A 17,317-nucleotide genomic window follows, 5' to 3' on the forward strand; every position below is an offset into this window, starting at 1 on the left:
ATAAAGAAAAAAGCTTTTGATAAAAAAAGTGAAGTGCCAGAAGAGTTCAAACATATATACGATGATGGTGAAAATGATTTGTCCTCTTTGATGAGGGAATCGATTTTAGAACAAGTTGATGATAATAGTGTACAGATGGAAGAACCAGTGTCAGATAAAGAGGTTCTATTCCCTTCTGATAGCAATGATTCTAGTCAAGATGCATCTATGTCAGAAGAGTCTTCCAATCAATTAGAAGAGGTTGAATTCATACATGATCAGGATTTAGAAAGTATGCTTTCATTGGAGGAAGAGTTATATTCCTTGCTAGAAGGAGAATTAGATGACCAGATTGATACATCAAATAGCGAAAAACAACATCCACTTTCATTATTTCCAGAAGAATCCTCTTCCGCATATGATGAATTAGAGGATGATCTGGTCGATGAAGTGAAAAAAGAAGGTACGGAAGATACTGACCAGCTAGAGAAATCTCAAGATGATGGATTTATGGGGGAGTCTAAGCCAGTTCCAGTTGTAAAATATCCTATATTGCTTGCAAGAGTAAATATGGAAATTAATATTTTGGATACGTTTGATTGGATATGGCCAATGAACAACGTGGAAAATATCAAATGGTCCATACAAAATTTTGAATGTTTTGTAGCGCTGCCCTCAAACACTATCTTTTTTAAAGGAACACTTCTGGCTAGTATTGAATATGTGAATCAGCACCCTAATCAAACATTTCATATTATAAATCTGCCACTACATTTGGAAAAAGTAGCGAAGGCAAATTGGCTTTATCCTCCTTTGGTACCAAACAACAGTCAGAGAAAATTTATGTTCCAATCTTTTCATAATGATGAACCTACCTTTCACTTGGAAGTAGATCAAAAGTTTACGGATCCTATCCAAAGCAGTCTAACTAGCATGAATATTATTTGCCATCATGATTTAGACTCGGAAAAGGATGCAAAAAAGCTTCAAATTCAAGGAAGAGCACTTATATCCATTGATTTACTGCAAGAGCAGTATATGGAGTTCGATTAAATGGCGTTTTAATTTTTTATTTGTTGAGAGTGCTTTAAGATAATTATTAAACAAATAAAGGGTACCTCCAAAAAGAGGTACCCTTTATTTGTTTAGTATTAGCCGATCATGCCACGGAAGAAGTCTGCGATTGTTCCATTAGAAGTTGTAGAAAAAGTAGGACGTGGAAAACCTGATGGAGATGGGATAGGTTCAGGAGTTTGTTGTTTTTGGAATAATTTAATTGCTATTACTACATCCATTTTTTCTGTGATTTTGTCAAATCTTCCCCAATTATCATGGTTTGTAAAGAAGTCCCACTCATTAATAGCAGTTGCTAGTAATTTGCATTGAACTGGCTCTGTAAATACTTCAAATGTTAAGGAGCCTGCTAGGCAAGGGTCAGCACCCATACCGTCTTTAGCAATTTCTCTTCTTTCAAATGTGCTGCTGTTTTTGCTGCTGAATTCACCAAGCGGAAATTCTACAGGTCTTTCTAGCTGTACCAATTGGAAAAATCTAAAAGGAACATTTACTGCGTAATCTTTTAGGACTCCGTAGCAGTCTTCCACATATTGAATGTTTTTATGAACAAAACCTTCTATCATTATCTTTACAGACAGTCCTGTTGGATCTAGAGAATTTGGCAATGCTTTACATTGAGTTAAACGAATATTTTTGCGAATATTCTTTACTTCTCTTGCATAGGAAGGAAGTTTAATATCAGCCTCTACTTGTGTTTGTAATAAAACATCAGCCAATACTGCTGTAATTTCTTCAGTACCAGATACTTCAAATGGTGTTACATTTGTACTGCCGACTGTTGATTTTACTTTGTCACAAGCCAATCCTTCTGGACAATCATGATGATCGTTGCAACCGCAACCTGTATTTTTCTTCATACATTTCACTCCTATAAATTTTTATGTTCCAAAGAATCAAAAGCATATAACTGTTTTTTAGTTAGTGACTTTTGTCTTTAGTCATACTTAAATATATGTTTTATTGTTCTTTCTGCTTGGACTAGTTTCTCATTTTTATTTGATATTTCTTTTTGAAAAGAGGATTCGTTCTCACATTGTTTGTGAATATTCATAAAATAGATAAGTAGTAAGCTTAAAATAAGGAAACTGACGATTTTTTTTATTGGAAGTATCCCATTATCATTTTTTAGGAGTCGTTAACATGAAGATTTTATTTATTTCTTCTGGATATAAAGAGATTTATGAATGGTTTGAATCATGCATTCAAAAAGAGTTAAAAATCATAGGGCAAGATGTAGAGTTTTTTTCAATAGAAAAGGGAATGCCAGATTTTCAATCCTTAATAGCAAAATTTAATCCAGATATGGCATTCACATTAGTAGGATTTTATCTGCCTGCTGATATGCTGCAATATTTAAAGCAGCGAGGGATTAAAACAGCAGTATGGTTGACTGAAGATCCTTACTATATGGATCTTACTTCATCTCTTGCAGAAGATTTTGATTATGTTTTTACCATTGATGCTGCAGCTTTAGAATATTATCAAAAAAAAGGGCATCAACAAGCCTATCATCTCCCGCTAGCCACAGATTCGCATTTATTTGCACCGAAGCAAGTAGACAAAAAATATCAGAGTGACATCTGTTTGGTTGGATATCCTTATCCAGATCGAATTAGATGTATTCAGCTTTTATTGCACTATACACCTTTTCACATTCAAGTGGTGGGGCCGTGGAAACATTTGCTGCGGAAATTTAGACGTTATCAGAATATATCCATTAATTATAATTGGATGGATCCTTCTATTGTCGCTAATTATTATAATGGTGCCAAAATTGTATTAAATACACATCGACCAGCAAATGAACGGCATAATGAAAATAAACTAGGGGTTGTTGGCAAAAGTATCAATAATCGCACATTTGATGTTGCCTCCTGTGCTGCATTTCAATTGATTGAATATAAAGAGGGGCTGTCAACTAATTTTCTCGAAGAAAAAGAAATTGTTTCATTTAAAAGTGAGAAAGAACTTATTGAAAAGGCAAATTATTATATACAAGCTGATGAGAAAAGAAGGGAAATTGCTAAGAAGGGGAGGGAACGTGTAGAGAAGGAGCATACTTTTTTTCATCGTGTAGATGAGATGATATCAATTATTCTTAGACATTAATTAGAAAAATCCATAATGAATGAACATTAAAAGTACTAACCTTAATTTAGTTATTATTACAAAATATAGTAGCGATCACTAGCAATTATATACAAGATTTTTATAAAGAACTGGAGTTGGAGAAGTACATTAGAAATTTTAAGGGGGTTTGAATTATTATTTGTGAGAATAATTTTTCATGGTTTTTTAGATGAAAAAATGACATTTGGGGTAATTTAAGTTCCAAAAAAAAAAACTAAACATATTTTATTGGTAATAGAATATTAGTGCTTGTTTAAATCTATGCAGAGATAGTTTAGGATAATCTTTCATATAGGTAACTTAATTATTATTTTTCTTAATAAAATAAAGGTTAAGAAGAAACAGATTATTGCTGAATGGCATTAAAGCCTTAAACGATGGGTGCATGGGAATAAAAAACTAAGATATCTTTTATTATGTAAATAAATGAGAATTTGGGGTGGGAAAAATGAAAATTATTATTATGGCAGGGGGGAAAGGAAGAAGATTTTGGCCATTAAGCAATAGGAAAGTCCCAAAGCAATTTATTAAAATATACTCTGAAAATTCGATGTTACAGGAAACTTTTAATAGGTACAAAAGTAAAATACCATTGGATAAAATATTTGTTATCACCACAAAAGAATATAAAGATTTAGTCCTAGAGCAGCTACCAGAGTTATCGGATAATAATATTTTACTAGAGCCTGAACAAAGAGATACTGGGCCGTGTATAGCTCTTGCGGCTATGCATTTTTTAAAAAAAAATGATAATGAGGTCTTAGTTGTAACTCCTTCTGATCAATGTATTAAAGATAATGATAACTTAATTGATAAACTATTTGAAGCCGAAAAGTTAGCTTTGATTGAAAATAAGATTATTACTCTAGGTGTAGTTCCAACTAGACCAGAGACTGGCTACGGTTATATGCAAATAGAAGCATTACATGTCAATGCTGTTGCAAACGAAAGGAAAGTGAGCAAATTTATAGAAAAACCATCTTTGGAGCAAGCAGAACAATTAATAAAAAATCATAATACATTTTGGAATAGCGGCATTTATGTGTGGAAACCTTCTACTATTGAATATAATATGCAAAAATATCAGCCAGAATTATGGACAAGTCTTCTAAGCAATTGGGATCAATTAGATAAAATATATCCAAACATAAAAAAAATTTCAGTTGATTATGCAATTACTGAAAAGGCAGAAGAGGTATTTATGCTTCCAATCAATATTAATTGGGATGACTTTGGCACATGGAATAGTCTTGAACGAATTTTTGAAATTGATGAAAATGCCAACATTTTATTAGGAGATGTAGAAGCGCATTCAACGGAAGATTGTACGTTATTATCAAAGGATACAAAACTAGTTGTAATTGGTGCGAAAGATTTAATTATTGCTTCAACTAAAAGTGGTGTCTTAATTTGTCATAAATCAAAAGAAAAATTTCTAAAATCTATTATTAAAGAATTTGAATGAATATAATATTTTCTTTTATGATTAAATGCCCACCAATTTTAATATATACTCTAATTCTTTAATATTTACAAAAAAGTTATTTCTTAAAAATTCGGGAGGACCGCTATCATGCAAAGCCTTATTTTTAAATTGATTGTTTGCGGCTTTACATTTTAAATGAAAATAATCGAGTTTTAAATAGTGGCTGATATTAAAAAATTCTCCTGTTGTTTGGTTGAACAATTCAATAATAATAGCCCCGGGATTACAAAAAACAAGGTTTCCTAATTGCGCACCATTAGGCGATACTATTATTTGAGCGGAATTAAATATATTAATTTGCTCATCTAAAGACATATTAGTTAATGCCACTTTTTTGAATCCTTTTTTCACTAAATAATTAGTGACTTCTTCTTCATTAGAAACTTTACGCCAATTAGCATCTTCTCTGCTTATATAAATACGTTCGAACTCGTTAATTTTGGCGATTTGCTTACTGTTTAAAAAGGTCTCTCTAACAAAGTCGTTAGCCCATTTAGGACATGATCCTGATAATTCTGGAATGGATGCAACTATTAATTTGTCTGCTTTTATATGGGAATTTGGACTTTCAATTTGTAAAATTTTCTTTTGTGGAATACCCAGTTTTTCAAGGGTTTCAAATTGAATGGGCCACTTCAACTTTTCAAAGACATATTTTTCAACTTCCATTCCATTTAGTTTTATTAAATGAATTCTTGGCAGGATATCAAATAACCAATGATAATAATTATTAGTAGCAGAACCTGTAAGAATAGTTGCTGAAGAGATATTAAGAGTGGATTCAGGCATATTATTTGGTATAAAATTATCCCACCATCCTTCAAAAACTAAATCACATAATAATTTTTTGTCAGGAGTCACGACAAAAAAATTAAAATTATCTTTCCAAATGCTCCCGTTATCAATAGTTGCAACAAAGGCTTTAGTGAATTTTCTATATGCTCCCCAATTTGGAGGATTTACACCTTTTGGAATAGGGACTTCTATTATTTCTTCATCAAACATTTCTTTATAGTAACTAGAGGCTAATTCGCTACTATTGATTGTTGTGTTTATCCAATCTTTTGTTTTTAAGTAATTATTATTTGTTTTTTTGTGTTTCAAAGTTGTTCACCTCTTAGAAAGAAAAATATGTGGAAGAAAGGAAAATAAATATGATTCATGTGTTTACAAGTGCAGCAATTAATTATTTACCAAAAGTACGGATACTGTTCGAATCTATCAAAAAATATCATCCAGAATTTATAATACATTTAGCTTTACCTGACAAAAAGCCAGATTGGTTTAACGCTCCGAACGAGGGCATTGATAGCATTATTACAATCGAAGACTTAGATATTCCAAATAAAACAAGCTGGATTTTCAAACATAGCATTGTGGAGCTAAGTACTGCAATTAAACCATTTGTTCTTAATTATTTGCTTAAAAGAGAAGACTGTTCTGCCGTTCTATATTTTGATCCAGATATTGTCTTATTTTCAAGATTAGATGATCTAATTGGGGAATTAAATACTGGAAGTATTTTGATTACCCCACATTTAACTAAACCAGCTCCAAAAGAAAATTTGGATTCAATAAGGGATCATGAAATTTATAGTAGCCTTCGAAATGGAATTTATAATCTTGGTTTTTTTGGCGTTAAAAATGATGAAAATGGGGAAGCATTTGGCAAGTGGTGGTCTGAGCGATTGTATCATTTTTGTCAGGATAGTCCTGAAACGGGTCTTTTTACAGACCAAAAATGGATAGATTTTGTTCCGGTTTATTTTAATGGTGTAATAATTTTAAAAAACGCACGTTTTAATGTTGCAACATGGAATCTAAGTACTAGAAATATACAAGGTTTTGATATAAATTCCATTACTGTCGATGGAAAACCATTAGGATTTTATCATTTTACAGGTTGGGATAATGGCAGTCATTTATTGCAAGCCCAAAAATATGGTGGCCATACTGAAACAGTATCGATTTTATTAAACTGGTATGAACAAAAAATAAAAAAAGATTCCATAGCAGAAAAAAATACTTGGGGATACGGAACCTTTTCAAATGGTAAACCTATTGTAAATAATCAAAGATTAATTTATAGGTCAAGAAGTGACTTGCAGGCTGTTTTTCCAAATCCATTTGAGGCTACTCATTCTCATTGCTACTATAATTGGTTTAATACTAGAGCAATTATTGAACATAGATCTTTATTTAAATAAACTTTTTAAATTAAGTTTAATTCCAAGAGACGATGATTAATCATTCGTCCTACTGTTTTTGGAGAGAAATTAGTCAAAATAGTTTCTTGGCCCTTTTGTGCAATCAGATCACTCCAACTTGAGTCATTTATTATTTTCTTCATATAATAGGAAGCGTGTTCGATGTCAGGATCTGCCCATAATTGATTATGACTATATGGACCATAGTCATTTCCAATTTTAACTAATTTATAGTGTACTGTGCATGAATTTTCAGAAGACATAAAATCTGTATTGCCAGACCAATCTGTTCCAATAACGGGTTTTCCTAAATACATCGATTCAGCAAGAACCATTCCAAATCCTTCTGATCTATGTAAAGATATAAAACTATCGCAGACATTTATTAAAGAGTTGACTTCAGATCTTCTTAAAGGTTTGGTTATTAAATAAATGTTGTTGAGACCTTTGATAGCCTCTTGTAATTTATGGAGTTCGGATGGGAAAGTTTCTACATTGTTTACTTTTAAAACTAGCCCTACCGACAGATTGTTTTTCGGAAATGCTTTCAAGAATGCTTCTATTGCTCCCCATGGATTTTTTCTTTGCTGATAGCTCCTAGAATCATACATTGTAAGAAATAAAAAACAATTTTTTGGTAAATTAAAGTGTTCTCGGCCAAATGTAGTACTTCTTTCTAATGAAATTGCATGTGGAATTCGTACTACAGGTTTATTAGTTTTCTTTTGTATAGAATCTTTTACGAAATGCGAAGGTGCCCAAACTTCATCAACAAAATTAAAGCGATTACTCCATTTATTAGGGAAATCCATGAGTTCCCAAGCCCAATAACCAATATTGTAATGATTTTCAAAACTATGTTCTCCGTAGTGGTTATAAACATCAGGTATTGAATCTGCGTTAATCTGAATAACATTTGTATAATAAGCGAGCTCATTTATTTCTTTTCTGGCCCAAGATAGATCTTCTTCTTTTAATCCTTCTTGCGTATAATTAATTATTCCAAAAGGTATCTTCGTAGTTGAAAGAGATTTTGCTGTCATTCGACAAGCTTCACCGACACCTATTTCTGCCCTAGCGTATCCAATCAAATTAACCCCTTTAACTAAACTGTGGTCTTGAATGGTCTCGATAACTTGATAAAAGTCAAATCCCTTATTTTGGGCCATAAAAAGGGTGAGAATATTCTCATTAATATCGTATTCAATGCTAAAGCGCTCCTGTACCCATTTTAATAGTTTATCTCGATCTTCAATTAATGGATCTGTATATAATGTTTGAAGATCAGGTCTAGAGTAGTAAAGTAACGAAATAAACTTCGGCAAATCCGATGTTTTGTTTATTGGAGATACAGCCCACTTAAAAAAATTGTGATGTATAGTTCTTGGAATAAAATTTAATTTTTCATACTTTCTTATATTAATTCTTAATCTGTATTCTCTAAAAAAATATACTTGTGCCCATTTAAGTAAGCTTATTTCATCTTTTGAATAAATATCTGGAAACATCTTTTGAAGATCTTCTCTTGTTTTATACACTTTATGCAATAAATTTGGGATAATGGTATTTGAATGAACGGGGGCTATGGCCCATTCTAATGAACCAAATAAAGGCAATTGTAAGAGGTCCTTTTCAATTCCGTACTCTTGTAGAGTATCATTTTTTGCCCAAGCAATTAATCTATTCTCATCGACTCCAAAGGGATCAGGAAAATGTTTTTGTAAGTTGGGTCTCTGTTTGTAAATTTCATATAAATAATTAGGAAGAAGAGCTTGTTTGTCAGTCGGATAGTACATCCATTTAAATAGATCGAAGTATTGGATTCTATTTAGTTGGAGCAGCTCTTTTGCGTAAGAAACAAAGGGAACTTTGAGTAGTGATGCTATTTTAAGAATAGATATCTCGCTGTTAACATTTTTATGCTTATCTAAATTCAATTGTTTTACATTTATTATTTTTATTTTAGATTGGTATTGTTCAATATCTAGTTTAGTATTGTCGTCTAATGTTAATACAAAAGCATTTCCATTGGGATTGTTATTAAAGTAATACAATAGGGCATTTTTTCCAAAGAATATATATCTGCTGGGGATGATTATACAAACGTATTCATTCATAATCCGCCCTCCTTAGAATTTAATAATAATTAAAATAAAGTTAAGTTATATCTTCCTACTTAAAAAAGATTAGATACATTGATTTTTCCAAATCTCATTGTACATTTTATTGCTAAAAAAAAACATTAGAACAGAAAAGTAAAAAGGACAATGATTACAATAAGTTTTTAAAATAAATGCTAACAACATAGTATGTACTAAATTTATTTCATTAGATTATATTCTATTTACAACTAATAGTTTAATTCACTTTGAGCAGATGGATTTGATTCAGTATCTTGGACACAAATAAGTTAACTTTCATGAGGATTGATGGTACTGGTCTTCCACTTCTTGAGGCGTTTGATAGTTTAATTGACCGTGAATACGTCGACGGTTATACCAGCCTTCAATAAACTGAAATAGGGCTGCGTTCGCTGATTCAAAATGTAAGTAGTCACATAATGGAATTCTTCCTTCTTTAAAATGGTATGAAACGATTTCATACATGCGTTATCATATGGGCAGCCTTTACGGCTAAAAGACGGAATAATTTCATGTTTTTTGAGGGGCACGTCCAAATTCTTCTCTTGTATATTGTGAGCCAAAATCTGTACTCAAAATAAGACCTGGCTCAGGCTGTTGAACAGAAACGGCATCGTCTAAAGCATGTAAAACAAACTCTGTCGTCATAGAACGAGAGAAAGAATAACCGACGATTTTTTTAGAATGTAGGTCTAAAACTGTGGCTAAATAACCCCAGCCATATCGCAAAGTGTGGATATAGGTGATATCAGCTACCCATTTTTCATTCCATTTGGACGTGGAAAACTCCTGTTGTAATATGTTTTCACGGGCCTCGATTGGTTTTTTGTTTGAATGTGGACTCATCGTAATCGAATAAATTTCTACCTTGCTCATAATCCGTTGAACTCGTTTAAGGCTAACTGAAAAAACTGCTTTCAATAGAAGGAAATGAATTTTAGGTGCTCCGTATCGTCCTTTACTCTCCGTTGGGATTTCCGCTCTGTCCTGTGGCATTAGACTATTTTCCTCGCCATCTACCAGAGTTAGTGCTTTGATCCATTTATAAATGGTGACTTCAGATACACCATATTTGATATGTGAAAACTCATACAGAATTATATGAAGTAATTAATATATTATATTGAAATAAAGATTTTTATTTTCAATATATGAAGAAACAGGATGAAATTCTTTATTCCTAACTACTAATGGCTCCTTAGAGAGAATTGCTGCGCATATTCATCACCTCATTAATCAAAAATAATTCTTTAAGTTTGCATAGAAATTTATCCCTAACAAATATTAAGTTTTCTATTTAGTTAAGAATTAAAATAATTGGATAGCAAAATAAAAGTGGTTCATACGGAAGTTTGGCAATTATGTACTCTATCTATTAGATTCCTGCAATATCTAATAGGAGTGAGTATCACATCATTTCATGGTCAGCTCTGGATTTTCATTTGAAGGTCATACATGTTGTAATAATTCATTGGTTCTTACTGTAAAAAAGCATACGAACCCCAGCTTGTTGTCCAAGCTGCCAAAGAAGGAACTTAGTCCCTATAGTCGATATAGTTAAAACGTACAATTAAACCAATTCAATCAAGCCTTATATTAATAGTATCTAACATTGCTCCTAAATTATTTGTGTTTTTCATTTAATATACTAGGCATTGATATTGATATCTTATAAGTTCTAATACATTTTTTCTTTATAAAGTTACAATCATCAAAATTACTTGCATGTGACAAACATACAAACGTATTATGATGCACTAACATAATTATATAGAGATTATATCTTATACAGATAAGGATTTGGTGATAATGAATTTAGATGGAAAAACAATATTGATAACAGGTGGAACTGGTTCTTTTGGTCAGAAGTTTATAGCAAGAATTCTTAAAGAGAAGATAAAAAAAGTAATAGTATATAGCAGGGATGAATTAAAACAATATGAGATGGCAAGAGAGTCTTCGGATAAGAGAATCCAATATTTTATCGGGGATGTGCGTGATAAAGATAGATTGTATCGAGCGTTTGATTCTGTTGATATTGTTGTACATGCTGCTGCGTTAAAGCATGTGGGAGCATGTGAAAATAATCCATTTGAAGCAATTAAAACAAATATCCATGGTGCCCAAAATATAATAGAAGCGGCAATCGATTGTGGAGTAGAAAGAGTAATTGCTTTAAGTACAGATAAAGCAGTAAGTCCAGTTAATCTCTATGGAGCAACAAAATTAGCATCTGATAAATTATTTGTTGCAGCTAATTCTTATGTTGAAAACAAAAATACAAAATTTTCGGTAGTAAGGTATGGAAATGTTGTTGGCAGTAGGGGAAGTGTTGTGCCACTATTTCATAAACTGAAAGAAAATGGAAAACTTCCGATTACCGATGCTCGAATGACGCGTTTTTGGATTACCCTTGATCAAGGGGTTGAATTTGTTTTGGACAACCTTGAAAGGATGCGTGGTGGAGAGATATTTGTTCCTAAAATTCCAAGCATGAACGTAATGGATTTAGCAAAAGCAATTGCTCCAAATTGTACAATAGAAATTGTGGGCATTCGCCCAGGCGAAAAATTGCACGAAGCGATGATTACAGAGGATGATTCAAGACGAACATTGGAATTTGATTCTTATTATATCATTCAACCAGAGTTCGATTGGTGGAAATATGAAAATATCGAAAATGCGAAATTAATGCCAGATGGATTTAAGTATACAAGTGATTTAAATACAGAATGGTTAACGGTTGATGAGTTAAAGGCCTTAATAGAAATGAAATAAAATAGTTTTGCTGAAAAATGGTTTTAAGTGAATATATGTATCATTTGGTAAGCAATAAACGGATGAAAATGATTAAGCAGTTACTAAATCTATAATGAAGGGGGAATAGCTATGAAGTTAGCATTAGGTACAGTACAATTTGGAACAGAATATGGCATTACAAATCAATCAGGAAAAACGTCAACTGATGAGATAGAAAAAATATTAGAGTATGCAAAAGGAAAAATAAATATTTTAGATACCGCTCCTTCATACGGAACAAGTGAACGAATCTTAGGGATAAATAATCTTCAAGGATTTAATGTTGTTACTAAGACCCCTCATATTAATAGTAATTATATTTCTCAACAAGATATTGAAATAGTAGAGAAATGTTTTTATCAGTCATTACAATCGTTAAACTTACAATCCGTTTATGGATTATTAATTCATAATTCACAAGATATGTTTAAAAAAGGGGCAGATAAATTATTCGGAAAAATATGCGAGTTGAAAAGTCAAGGTTATATAGAAAAAATTGGTATTTCTGTTTATGATCAAACTGAAATTGATTGGTTAGATAGTTTATATCATTTTGATATTATACAACTTCCCATTAATGTTTTTGATCAACGATTGGTCAAGAGCGGTACATTAAAAAAATTAAAAAATAAAAATATTGAAATCCATGCACGGTCTATATTTCTTCAAGGAGTATTAGTTAATGAAACATCAATAGTAAACAGCAAGCTTCAAGGAATAATCCCATTGCTTAATGAATACTTTTCTGATTTAGAAAACAGTAATTTAACTAGAATTGAAGGTGCATTGTCTTACATTAAGACAATAAAAGAGATTGATCAAGCTATTGTAGGTGTTAATGACTTAAAACAGTTAAAACAAATTTATAGTACTTATTTAAGTATTCAGGATAAGGAAAAACACTATTTAGATTATGATAAATATTCTTGCAATAATGAAAACATCATTGATCCAAGGAAGTGGTGAAAAATTGGAAAACAATATATTTTCACTTGAGAATAAAACAATAATTATTACTGGAGGGTCAGGGCATTTGGGTTCTTCTATGGCAGAGTCGTTTGTTAAGTATGGTGCTAGAGTGTATTTAGCAAGTCGCAATAACGATAAAAATGCTGATTTTTCTCGTTATTTAGCCAATAAATATAAAACAGACGTGTTCTATATAAAAATGGATACTAATAACTCTTCCTCTGTAAAAGAAGCGATAAATCATATAATGCTTAAAGAGAAAAAAATAGATGTAGTAGTGAACAATGCTTATAATGGAAAAACTGGTGAAATGCTAACAGGCACTGAGTCAGATTGGATGTCTTCTTATGACGGATCTATACATTCTACCTATAGAGTAATAAAAGAAGTTTTGCCAATAATGGTTAGCCAAAAATCAGGAAGTATAATCAATATTGCTTCCATGTATGGTGTTGTATCACCAAATCCATATATATATGGAGAATCAGGACAAAACAGTCCTCCCCATTATGGCTCTGCTAAAGCTGCGATTATACATTTTACAAAATACCTCGCTGGTCACTTTGGCAAGGAAGGAATTCGTGTAAATTGTATATCACCGGGTCCATTTCCGAACGAACAGACGCAGCAGCATCAAAAAGAATTTATGGCTCAGCTCTGTGAAAAAAATCCAATGGGCAGAATAGGAAAGCCTGAAGAATTACAAGGTATAGCAGTACTATTAGCTTCTGATGCCTCAAGCTACATTACAGGACAAAATATATGTGTGGATGGAGGGTGGACAATTTGGTGAAAGTCATTGGTGTTATACAGGCACGTATTACATCAAATAGGCTACCAGCTAAAGCGATGCTAGATTTAGAAGGTAAGACAATTTTAGAAAGAGTAGTAGAACGGGTTAAATTGTCTAATAAAATCGATGAGATATGGATTGCAACTTCTAATCAGATAGAAGATGATTTAATAGAAAGTCTTTCAAAAAAAAATGGAATTGCATGTTTTCGTGGCAGTCTAAATAATGTTTTTAATCGTTTCTATGGAGTATTAAGTATGGCAGATGCTGATATAGTTGTAAGAATTACTGCGGATAATCCGCTGACAGAACCAAGGTTAATTGATAAAGCTATCTTTAATCTTATTAATAGTAACCTTGATTATATAGGATATAAGAATGTGCCAAAAGGTTCAGGAGTTGAAGCTTTTACACGGGAGAGTTTTATTAAAATACTCCAATCGGGAGATTTAACTTCTGATCATAAGGAACATGTTACTTCATATTATTATCAAAACCAAGATAAATTTAAAGTTAAATTTATTGAAGATATATATACAGAAGACCAAGCGTTAGTGAATGTTAGTATTGATACAATTGATGATTATGTTAAAATGGCTTTAATTTATAAGTTATTAAAGGAAGAAAATGTAGATATTTTAAATTATTTAGATAGAACATTAGGTATCATTTAAACGATTAAGAGGTTTTTATGTAGTTGTTTTTAGGAAGATTCTACAATTGAAATTGGTTGGGCTATATGTTGATATATGATATTGGCTAAGCTAATGAATACCTTTATTAATAATAAGAAATAATCCACATTTTTTTAAAACAAAAAATTAAAAATGTAAGAAATGAGCATGATTATAGAAATTATCGCTGGACAGTAGATGCAGTGGAAGATTTTGAATTGATCAGACATATTCTAATACAATTATATAATTCAAAAGAAATATTTTTAATAAAAGATGGTATTCGTCTTTTAGAAATACATCCTGAATGGGGTAATATAAATGCTCACATAGAACAAAAGAAACGATAGGCTGGGATTAAAATGAATATTGTAATTAGAACAGATGCTTCCCTTGAAATCGGGACAGGTCATGTAATGCGTTGCATCACTTTGGCAAAACAACTCAAAAGTGAAGAGATAAACATTATTTTTATTTGCCGCAATCTAATAGGAAATTGTATTAAACTTATAGAAAATGAGGGATTTACTGTTCGAATTCTTAAAAAGAATGATGCTTGTAATCAATGGAACTGGCTGCAAAAAAATTGGAAACTGGATGCAGCAGAAACCAAATTAATACTCGCTGCTTTAAATAAAAGAGTTGATTTGCTTATTGTTGATCATTATGGACTTGATGAAAAATGGGAAAGTGATCTCCGTTCAGCTGTTAAAAAAATCCTTGTTATAGATGATCTTGCTAATCGTGCACATGATTGTGATGTGCTTCTTGATCAAAATTATTATCCTACTATGAATAGCCGTTATAATAACAAAATTTCACATTCTTGCATCCAATTGCTTGGACCAAACTATGCATTATTGCGCGATGAGTTTTTATTCATTAAAGAAAAGAGAGTAAAAAGTGATGGCGTTATCCAGAATGTTCTTGTGTTTTTTGGTGGATCAGATCAGACAGGAGAAACAATAAAAACGCTCCAGGCAGTTGAAGAGCTAAATCTTTCAGATGTTCAGTTTAATGTTGTGGTAGGTGCAGCAAATCCAAAAAAGGAAAAAATCAGAAAATTTTGTGAGCAAATGACTAATGTAACCTTTTATTGTCAAGTTAATAATATGGCGGAATTAATGCAAAAAGCAGATTTTGCAATTGGAGCAGGTGGTACAACAACATGGGAAAGATGTTTTCTTGGTTTGCCTTCTATTGTCATAGTAGTTGCAGACAACCAACAAGAATTAGCAGAATCTGTAGCAAAAAAAGGAGCGATCTGTTGCTTAGGTCGAAATGAAAATGTGACTGCCAAAGACATTGCTGAAAAATTATATCAATTTTATAAGAATCCTTTAAAAGTAAGTGAAATGATTCGAATTTGTTCGGATATGATGCAATCTGAGCTTGTGAAAGATAAATTAGTTAATAAAAATATTATGGAGCTAATAAAATGAATTTTATGAAAATGGGAGAATTAAAAGATATTCATAAGGAAGATTTAATGCAGCTATTCAATTGGAGAAATCAGGAATCCATTCGAAATATGATGTATAATAGCGACATTATATTATTCGATGACCATGTATGTTGGTTTGAAGGATTACAAAAAAGTGAAAAAGCGATATCAAAAATTTTTTATTATGACAATATTCCTTATGGAGTGTTGAATATAAATAACATTGATCGAATGAATAATAAGTGTACATGGGGCTTTTATATTGGTCCGAGTGATGCTCCAAAAGGAATGGGAACAGTTCTAGGGTATACCTCATTAAACTATATTTTTGGGGAACTGTCTATGAGGAAATTATCCGCAGAAGTATTAAGCATAAATGAAAAAAGTTTGAATTTTCATAAAAAATTAGGCTTTACTCAAGAAGGAATACTTCGCAAACACGTAATAAAAAATGGAGAGTATATGGATGTTTATTTATATGGAATCTTAAAGGAAGAGTGGAATGACCATTCTGAAGTTATTAAGAAGATGATGAAAGGGAGGTAATTATGAAAACCATTAAAATAGGAAATATAAAGATTGGATCTAATCATAAGCCGTTTATTATTGCAGAAATGTCCGGAAATCATAATCAATCATTGGAACGCGCTTTAGCAATTGTTGAAGCTGCGGCAAAAGCTGGTGCGCATGCATTAAAAATACAAACCTATAAGGCTGATACAATGACTTTAAATACAAATAAAGCTGATTTTACAATTAATGATGAAAAAAGCTTATGGAATGGCCAAAATTTATACCAATTGTATGACCAGGCACATACACCGTGGGAGTTTCATAAACCCATTTTCGATAGAGCACGTGAACTTGGGATGATACCATTTAGTACTCCGTTTGATGAATCAGCAGTTGATTTCTTAGAGCAATTAGATGTTCCTCTATACAAAATCGCCTCTTTTGAAAATACTGATTTGCCATTGATTAAGAAAGTAGCAGCCACGGGTAAACCAATGATTATATCTACAGGAATGGCAACAGTTGCTGAATTGGACGAGCTTGTTCGTACAGCAAAAGAAGCAGGCTGCCAAGACTTGATATTATTAAAATGTACTAGCACCTATCCAGCAAGTCCAGAAAATACAAATCTTGCTACAATCCCACATATGAGGGAGCTGTTTGGTGTACAAGTAGGTCTTTCTGATCATACATTAGGTACTGGTGTATCAGTAGCTAGTATTGTTTTAGGTGCAACCGTTATAGAAAAGCACTTTACTCTTTCAAGAGCAGATGGAGGTGTGGATTCTACATTTTCTATGGAGCCTGAGGAAATGAAAAGGCTTGTAGAGGAAACGGAACGAGCTTGGAGGGCAATGGGGAAAGTCACATATGGTCCTACAGAAAACGAGAAAGCGTCGCTGAAATTTAGAAGATCCCTCTATATTGCTAAGGATATCAAAGCAGGGGAGGAATTTACAAAAGAAAATTTAAAAATTATTAGACCTGGTTATGGACTTGAACCTAAGTATTATGATCATTTAATAAATACTACTGCAAAAAAGGATTTTCAAGCGGGAAGTCCTCTTACATTTAAAGATCTTTTTTAATTAATTGAAATAAATAA

The 17,317-nt window shown here is 32.0% G+C and carries 16 protein-coding genes; 11 read left to right on the forward strand and 5 right to left on the reverse strand.

The features are described from left to right. On the forward strand, nucleotides 1–1,032 hold a 1,032-nt coding region (locus tag CWS01_RS15260), incomplete at its 5' end, for a hypothetical protein (RefSeq protein WP_157827672.1). 98 nt (nucleotides 1,033–1,130) lie between these two features. Here CWS01_RS15260 and CWS01_RS15265 read toward each other — a convergent pair. Next, nucleotides 1,131–1,913, reverse strand: a complete 783-nt coding sequence (locus CWS01_RS15265) for a CsxC family protein (RefSeq protein WP_101178056.1) — start codon at nucleotides 1,911–1,913, stop codon at nucleotides 1,131–1,133. Nucleotides 1,914–2,196: 283 nt separating this feature from the next. Between CWS01_RS15265 and CWS01_RS15270 the strand changes: the two genes are divergently transcribed. Together CWS01_RS15270 and CWS01_RS15275 are read left to right on the forward strand one after the other, a co-directional pair. Next, nucleotides 2,197–3,165 (forward strand): CgeB family protein, encoded by a 969-nt coding sequence (locus CWS01_RS15270; protein ID WP_101178057.1) that lies wholly within the window; start codon nucleotides 2,197–2,199, stop codon nucleotides 3,163–3,165. A 469-nt stretch (nucleotides 3,166–3,634) separates the two neighbouring features. Further along, nucleotides 3,635–4,651: a mannose-1-phosphate guanylyltransferase gene (locus CWS01_RS15275; RefSeq protein ID WP_101178058.1), complete on the forward strand. Its 1,017-nt coding sequence runs from the start codon at nucleotides 3,635–3,637 to the stop codon at nucleotides 4,649–4,651. Nucleotides 4,652–4,672: 21 nt separating this feature from the next. Here the strand turns inward: CWS01_RS15275 and CWS01_RS15280 are convergent, their stop codons facing one another. Further along, a complete protein-coding gene (locus CWS01_RS15280; protein ID WP_101178059.1) occupies nucleotides 4,673–5,776 on the reverse strand; it encodes a glycosyltransferase family 61 protein in 1,104 nt (367 codons plus the stop codon). Nucleotides 5,777–5,826: 50 nt separating this feature from the next. On the opposite strand from CWS01_RS15280, the gene CWS01_RS15285 reads away from it, so the two are divergent. After that, nucleotides 5,827–6,879 (forward strand): glycosyl transferase, encoded by a 1,053-nt coding sequence (locus CWS01_RS15285; RefSeq protein ID WP_101178060.1) that lies wholly within the window; start codon nucleotides 5,827–5,829, stop codon nucleotides 6,877–6,879. 5 nt (nucleotides 6,880–6,884) lie between these two features. Here CWS01_RS15285 and CWS01_RS23040 read toward each other — a convergent pair whose 3' ends face one another. The 3 genes from CWS01_RS23040 to CWS01_RS15295 form a co-directional block, all read right to left on the reverse strand. Then, nucleotides 6,885–8,996: a glycosyltransferase gene (locus CWS01_RS23040; protein ID WP_235852083.1), complete on the reverse strand. Its 2,112-nt coding sequence runs from the start codon at nucleotides 8,994–8,996 to the stop codon at nucleotides 6,885–6,887. 300 nt (nucleotides 8,997–9,296) lie between these two features. Next, the gene (locus CWS01_RS23515) at nucleotides 9,297–9,485 is read right to left on the reverse strand and encodes an IS3 family transposase (protein ID WP_407938572.1); all 189 of its coding nucleotides are present in this window, start codon (nucleotides 9,483–9,485) and stop codon (nucleotides 9,297–9,299) included. 45 nt (nucleotides 9,486–9,530) lie between these two features. Beyond that, a complete protein-coding gene (locus CWS01_RS15295) occupies nucleotides 9,531–10,016 on the reverse strand; it encodes a DDE-type integrase/transposase/recombinase (protein ID WP_101178061.1) in 486 nt (161 codons plus the stop codon). 813 nt (nucleotides 10,017–10,829) lie between these two features. Here CWS01_RS15295 and pseB point away from each other — a divergent pair. From pseB to pseI, 7 genes are all read left to right on the forward strand, one after another. Next, nucleotides 10,830–11,798: a UDP-N-acetylglucosamine 4,6-dehydratase (inverting) gene (gene pseB, locus CWS01_RS15300; protein ID WP_101178062.1), complete on the forward strand. Its 969-nt coding sequence runs from the start codon at nucleotides 10,830–10,832 to the stop codon at nucleotides 11,796–11,798. 111 nt (nucleotides 11,799–11,909) lie between these two features. Continuing rightward, entirely contained in the window at nucleotides 11,910–12,785 is an 876-nt protein-coding gene (locus CWS01_RS15305) for an aldo/keto reductase (protein WP_101178063.1), read from the forward strand. Next, nucleotides 12,754–13,581, forward strand: coding sequence for an SDR family oxidoreductase (locus CWS01_RS15310; protein ID WP_168714409.1), 828 nt, complete (start codon nucleotides 12,754–12,756; stop codon nucleotides 13,579–13,581). The genes CWS01_RS15305 and CWS01_RS15310 overlap by 32 nt, the downstream gene beginning before the upstream one ends. Continuing rightward, complete coding sequence (locus tag CWS01_RS15315) at nucleotides 13,578–14,255, forward strand: cytidylyltransferase domain-containing protein (RefSeq protein WP_235852087.1); 678 nt, start codon at nucleotides 13,578–13,580, stop codon at nucleotides 14,253–14,255. The genes CWS01_RS15310 and CWS01_RS15315 overlap by 4 nt, the downstream gene beginning before the upstream one ends. A 362-nt stretch (nucleotides 14,256–14,617) precedes the next feature. Then, nucleotides 14,618–15,697, forward strand: coding sequence for a UDP-2,4-diacetamido-2,4,6-trideoxy-beta-L-altropyranose hydrolase (gene pseG / locus CWS01_RS15320; protein ID WP_101178065.1), 1,080 nt, complete (start codon nucleotides 14,618–14,620; stop codon nucleotides 15,695–15,697). Further along, entirely contained in the window at nucleotides 15,694–16,245 is a 552-nt protein-coding gene (pseH, locus tag CWS01_RS15325) for a UDP-4-amino-4,6-dideoxy-N-acetyl-beta-L-altrosamine N-acetyltransferase (RefSeq protein WP_101178066.1), read from the forward strand. Before pseG ends, pseH begins: the two co-directional genes overlap by 4 nt. A 2-nt stretch (nucleotides 16,246–16,247) precedes the next feature. Further along, entirely contained in the window at nucleotides 16,248–17,300 is a 1,053-nt protein-coding gene (pseI, locus tag CWS01_RS15330) for a pseudaminic acid synthase (RefSeq protein WP_101178067.1), read from the forward strand. Nucleotides 17,301–17,317 lie beyond the last annotated feature (17 nt).

The sequence above is a fragment of the Niallia nealsonii genome, from assembly GCF_002835805.1.
GTDB classification, from domain to species: Bacteria; Bacillota; Bacilli; order Bacillales; family Cytobacillaceae; genus Niallia; species Niallia nealsonii.

What these genes read in the sequence shown, in the direction of transcription:
- CWS01_RS15285 (WP_101178060.1), top strand. Translation starts at nt 5,827, where the DNA reads ATGATTCATGTGTTTACAAGTGCAGCAATTAATTATTTACCAAAAGTA.
- CWS01_RS15270 (WP_101178057.1), top strand. Translation starts at nt 2,197, where the DNA reads ATGAAGATTTTATTTATTTCTTCTGGATATAAAGAGATTTATGAATGG.
- CWS01_RS23515 (WP_407938572.1), bottom strand. Translation starts at nt 9,485, where the DNA reads ATGTATGAAATCGTTTCATACCATTTTAAAGAAGGAAGAATTCCATTA.
- CWS01_RS15305 (WP_101178063.1), top strand. Translation starts at nt 11,910, where the DNA reads ATGAAGTTAGCATTAGGTACAGTACAATTTGGAACAGAATATGGCATT.
- pseI (WP_101178067.1), top strand. Translation starts at nt 16,248, where the DNA reads ATGAAAACCATTAAAATAGGAAATATAAAGATTGGATCTAATCATAAG.
- pseG (WP_101178065.1), top strand. Translation starts at nt 14,618, where the DNA reads ATGAATATTGTAATTAGAACAGATGCTTCCCTTGAAATCGGGACAGGT.
- pseH (WP_101178066.1), top strand. Translation starts at nt 15,694, where the DNA reads ATGAATTTTATGAAAATGGGAGAATTAAAAGATATTCATAAGGAAGAT.
- CWS01_RS15295 (WP_101178061.1), bottom strand. Translation starts at nt 10,016, where the DNA reads ATGCCACAGGACAGAGCGGAAATCCCAACGGAGAGTAAAGGACGATAC.
- CWS01_RS23040 (WP_235852083.1), bottom strand. Translation starts at nt 8,996, where the DNA reads ATGAATGAATACGTTTGTATAATCATCCCCAGCAGATATATATTCTTT.
- CWS01_RS15310 (WP_168714409.1), top strand. Translation starts at nt 12,754, where the DNA reads ATGAAAACATCATTGATCCAAGGAAGTGGTGAAAAATTGGAAAACAAT.
- CWS01_RS15265 (WP_101178056.1), bottom strand. Translation starts at nt 1,913, where the DNA reads ATGAAGAAAAATACAGGTTGCGGTTGCAACGATCATCATGATTGTCCA.
- pseB (WP_101178062.1), top strand. Translation starts at nt 10,830, where the DNA reads ATGAATTTAGATGGAAAAACAATATTGATAACAGGTGGAACTGGTTCT.
- CWS01_RS15275 (WP_101178058.1), top strand. Translation starts at nt 3,635, where the DNA reads ATGAAAATTATTATTATGGCAGGGGGGAAAGGAAGAAGATTTTGGCCA.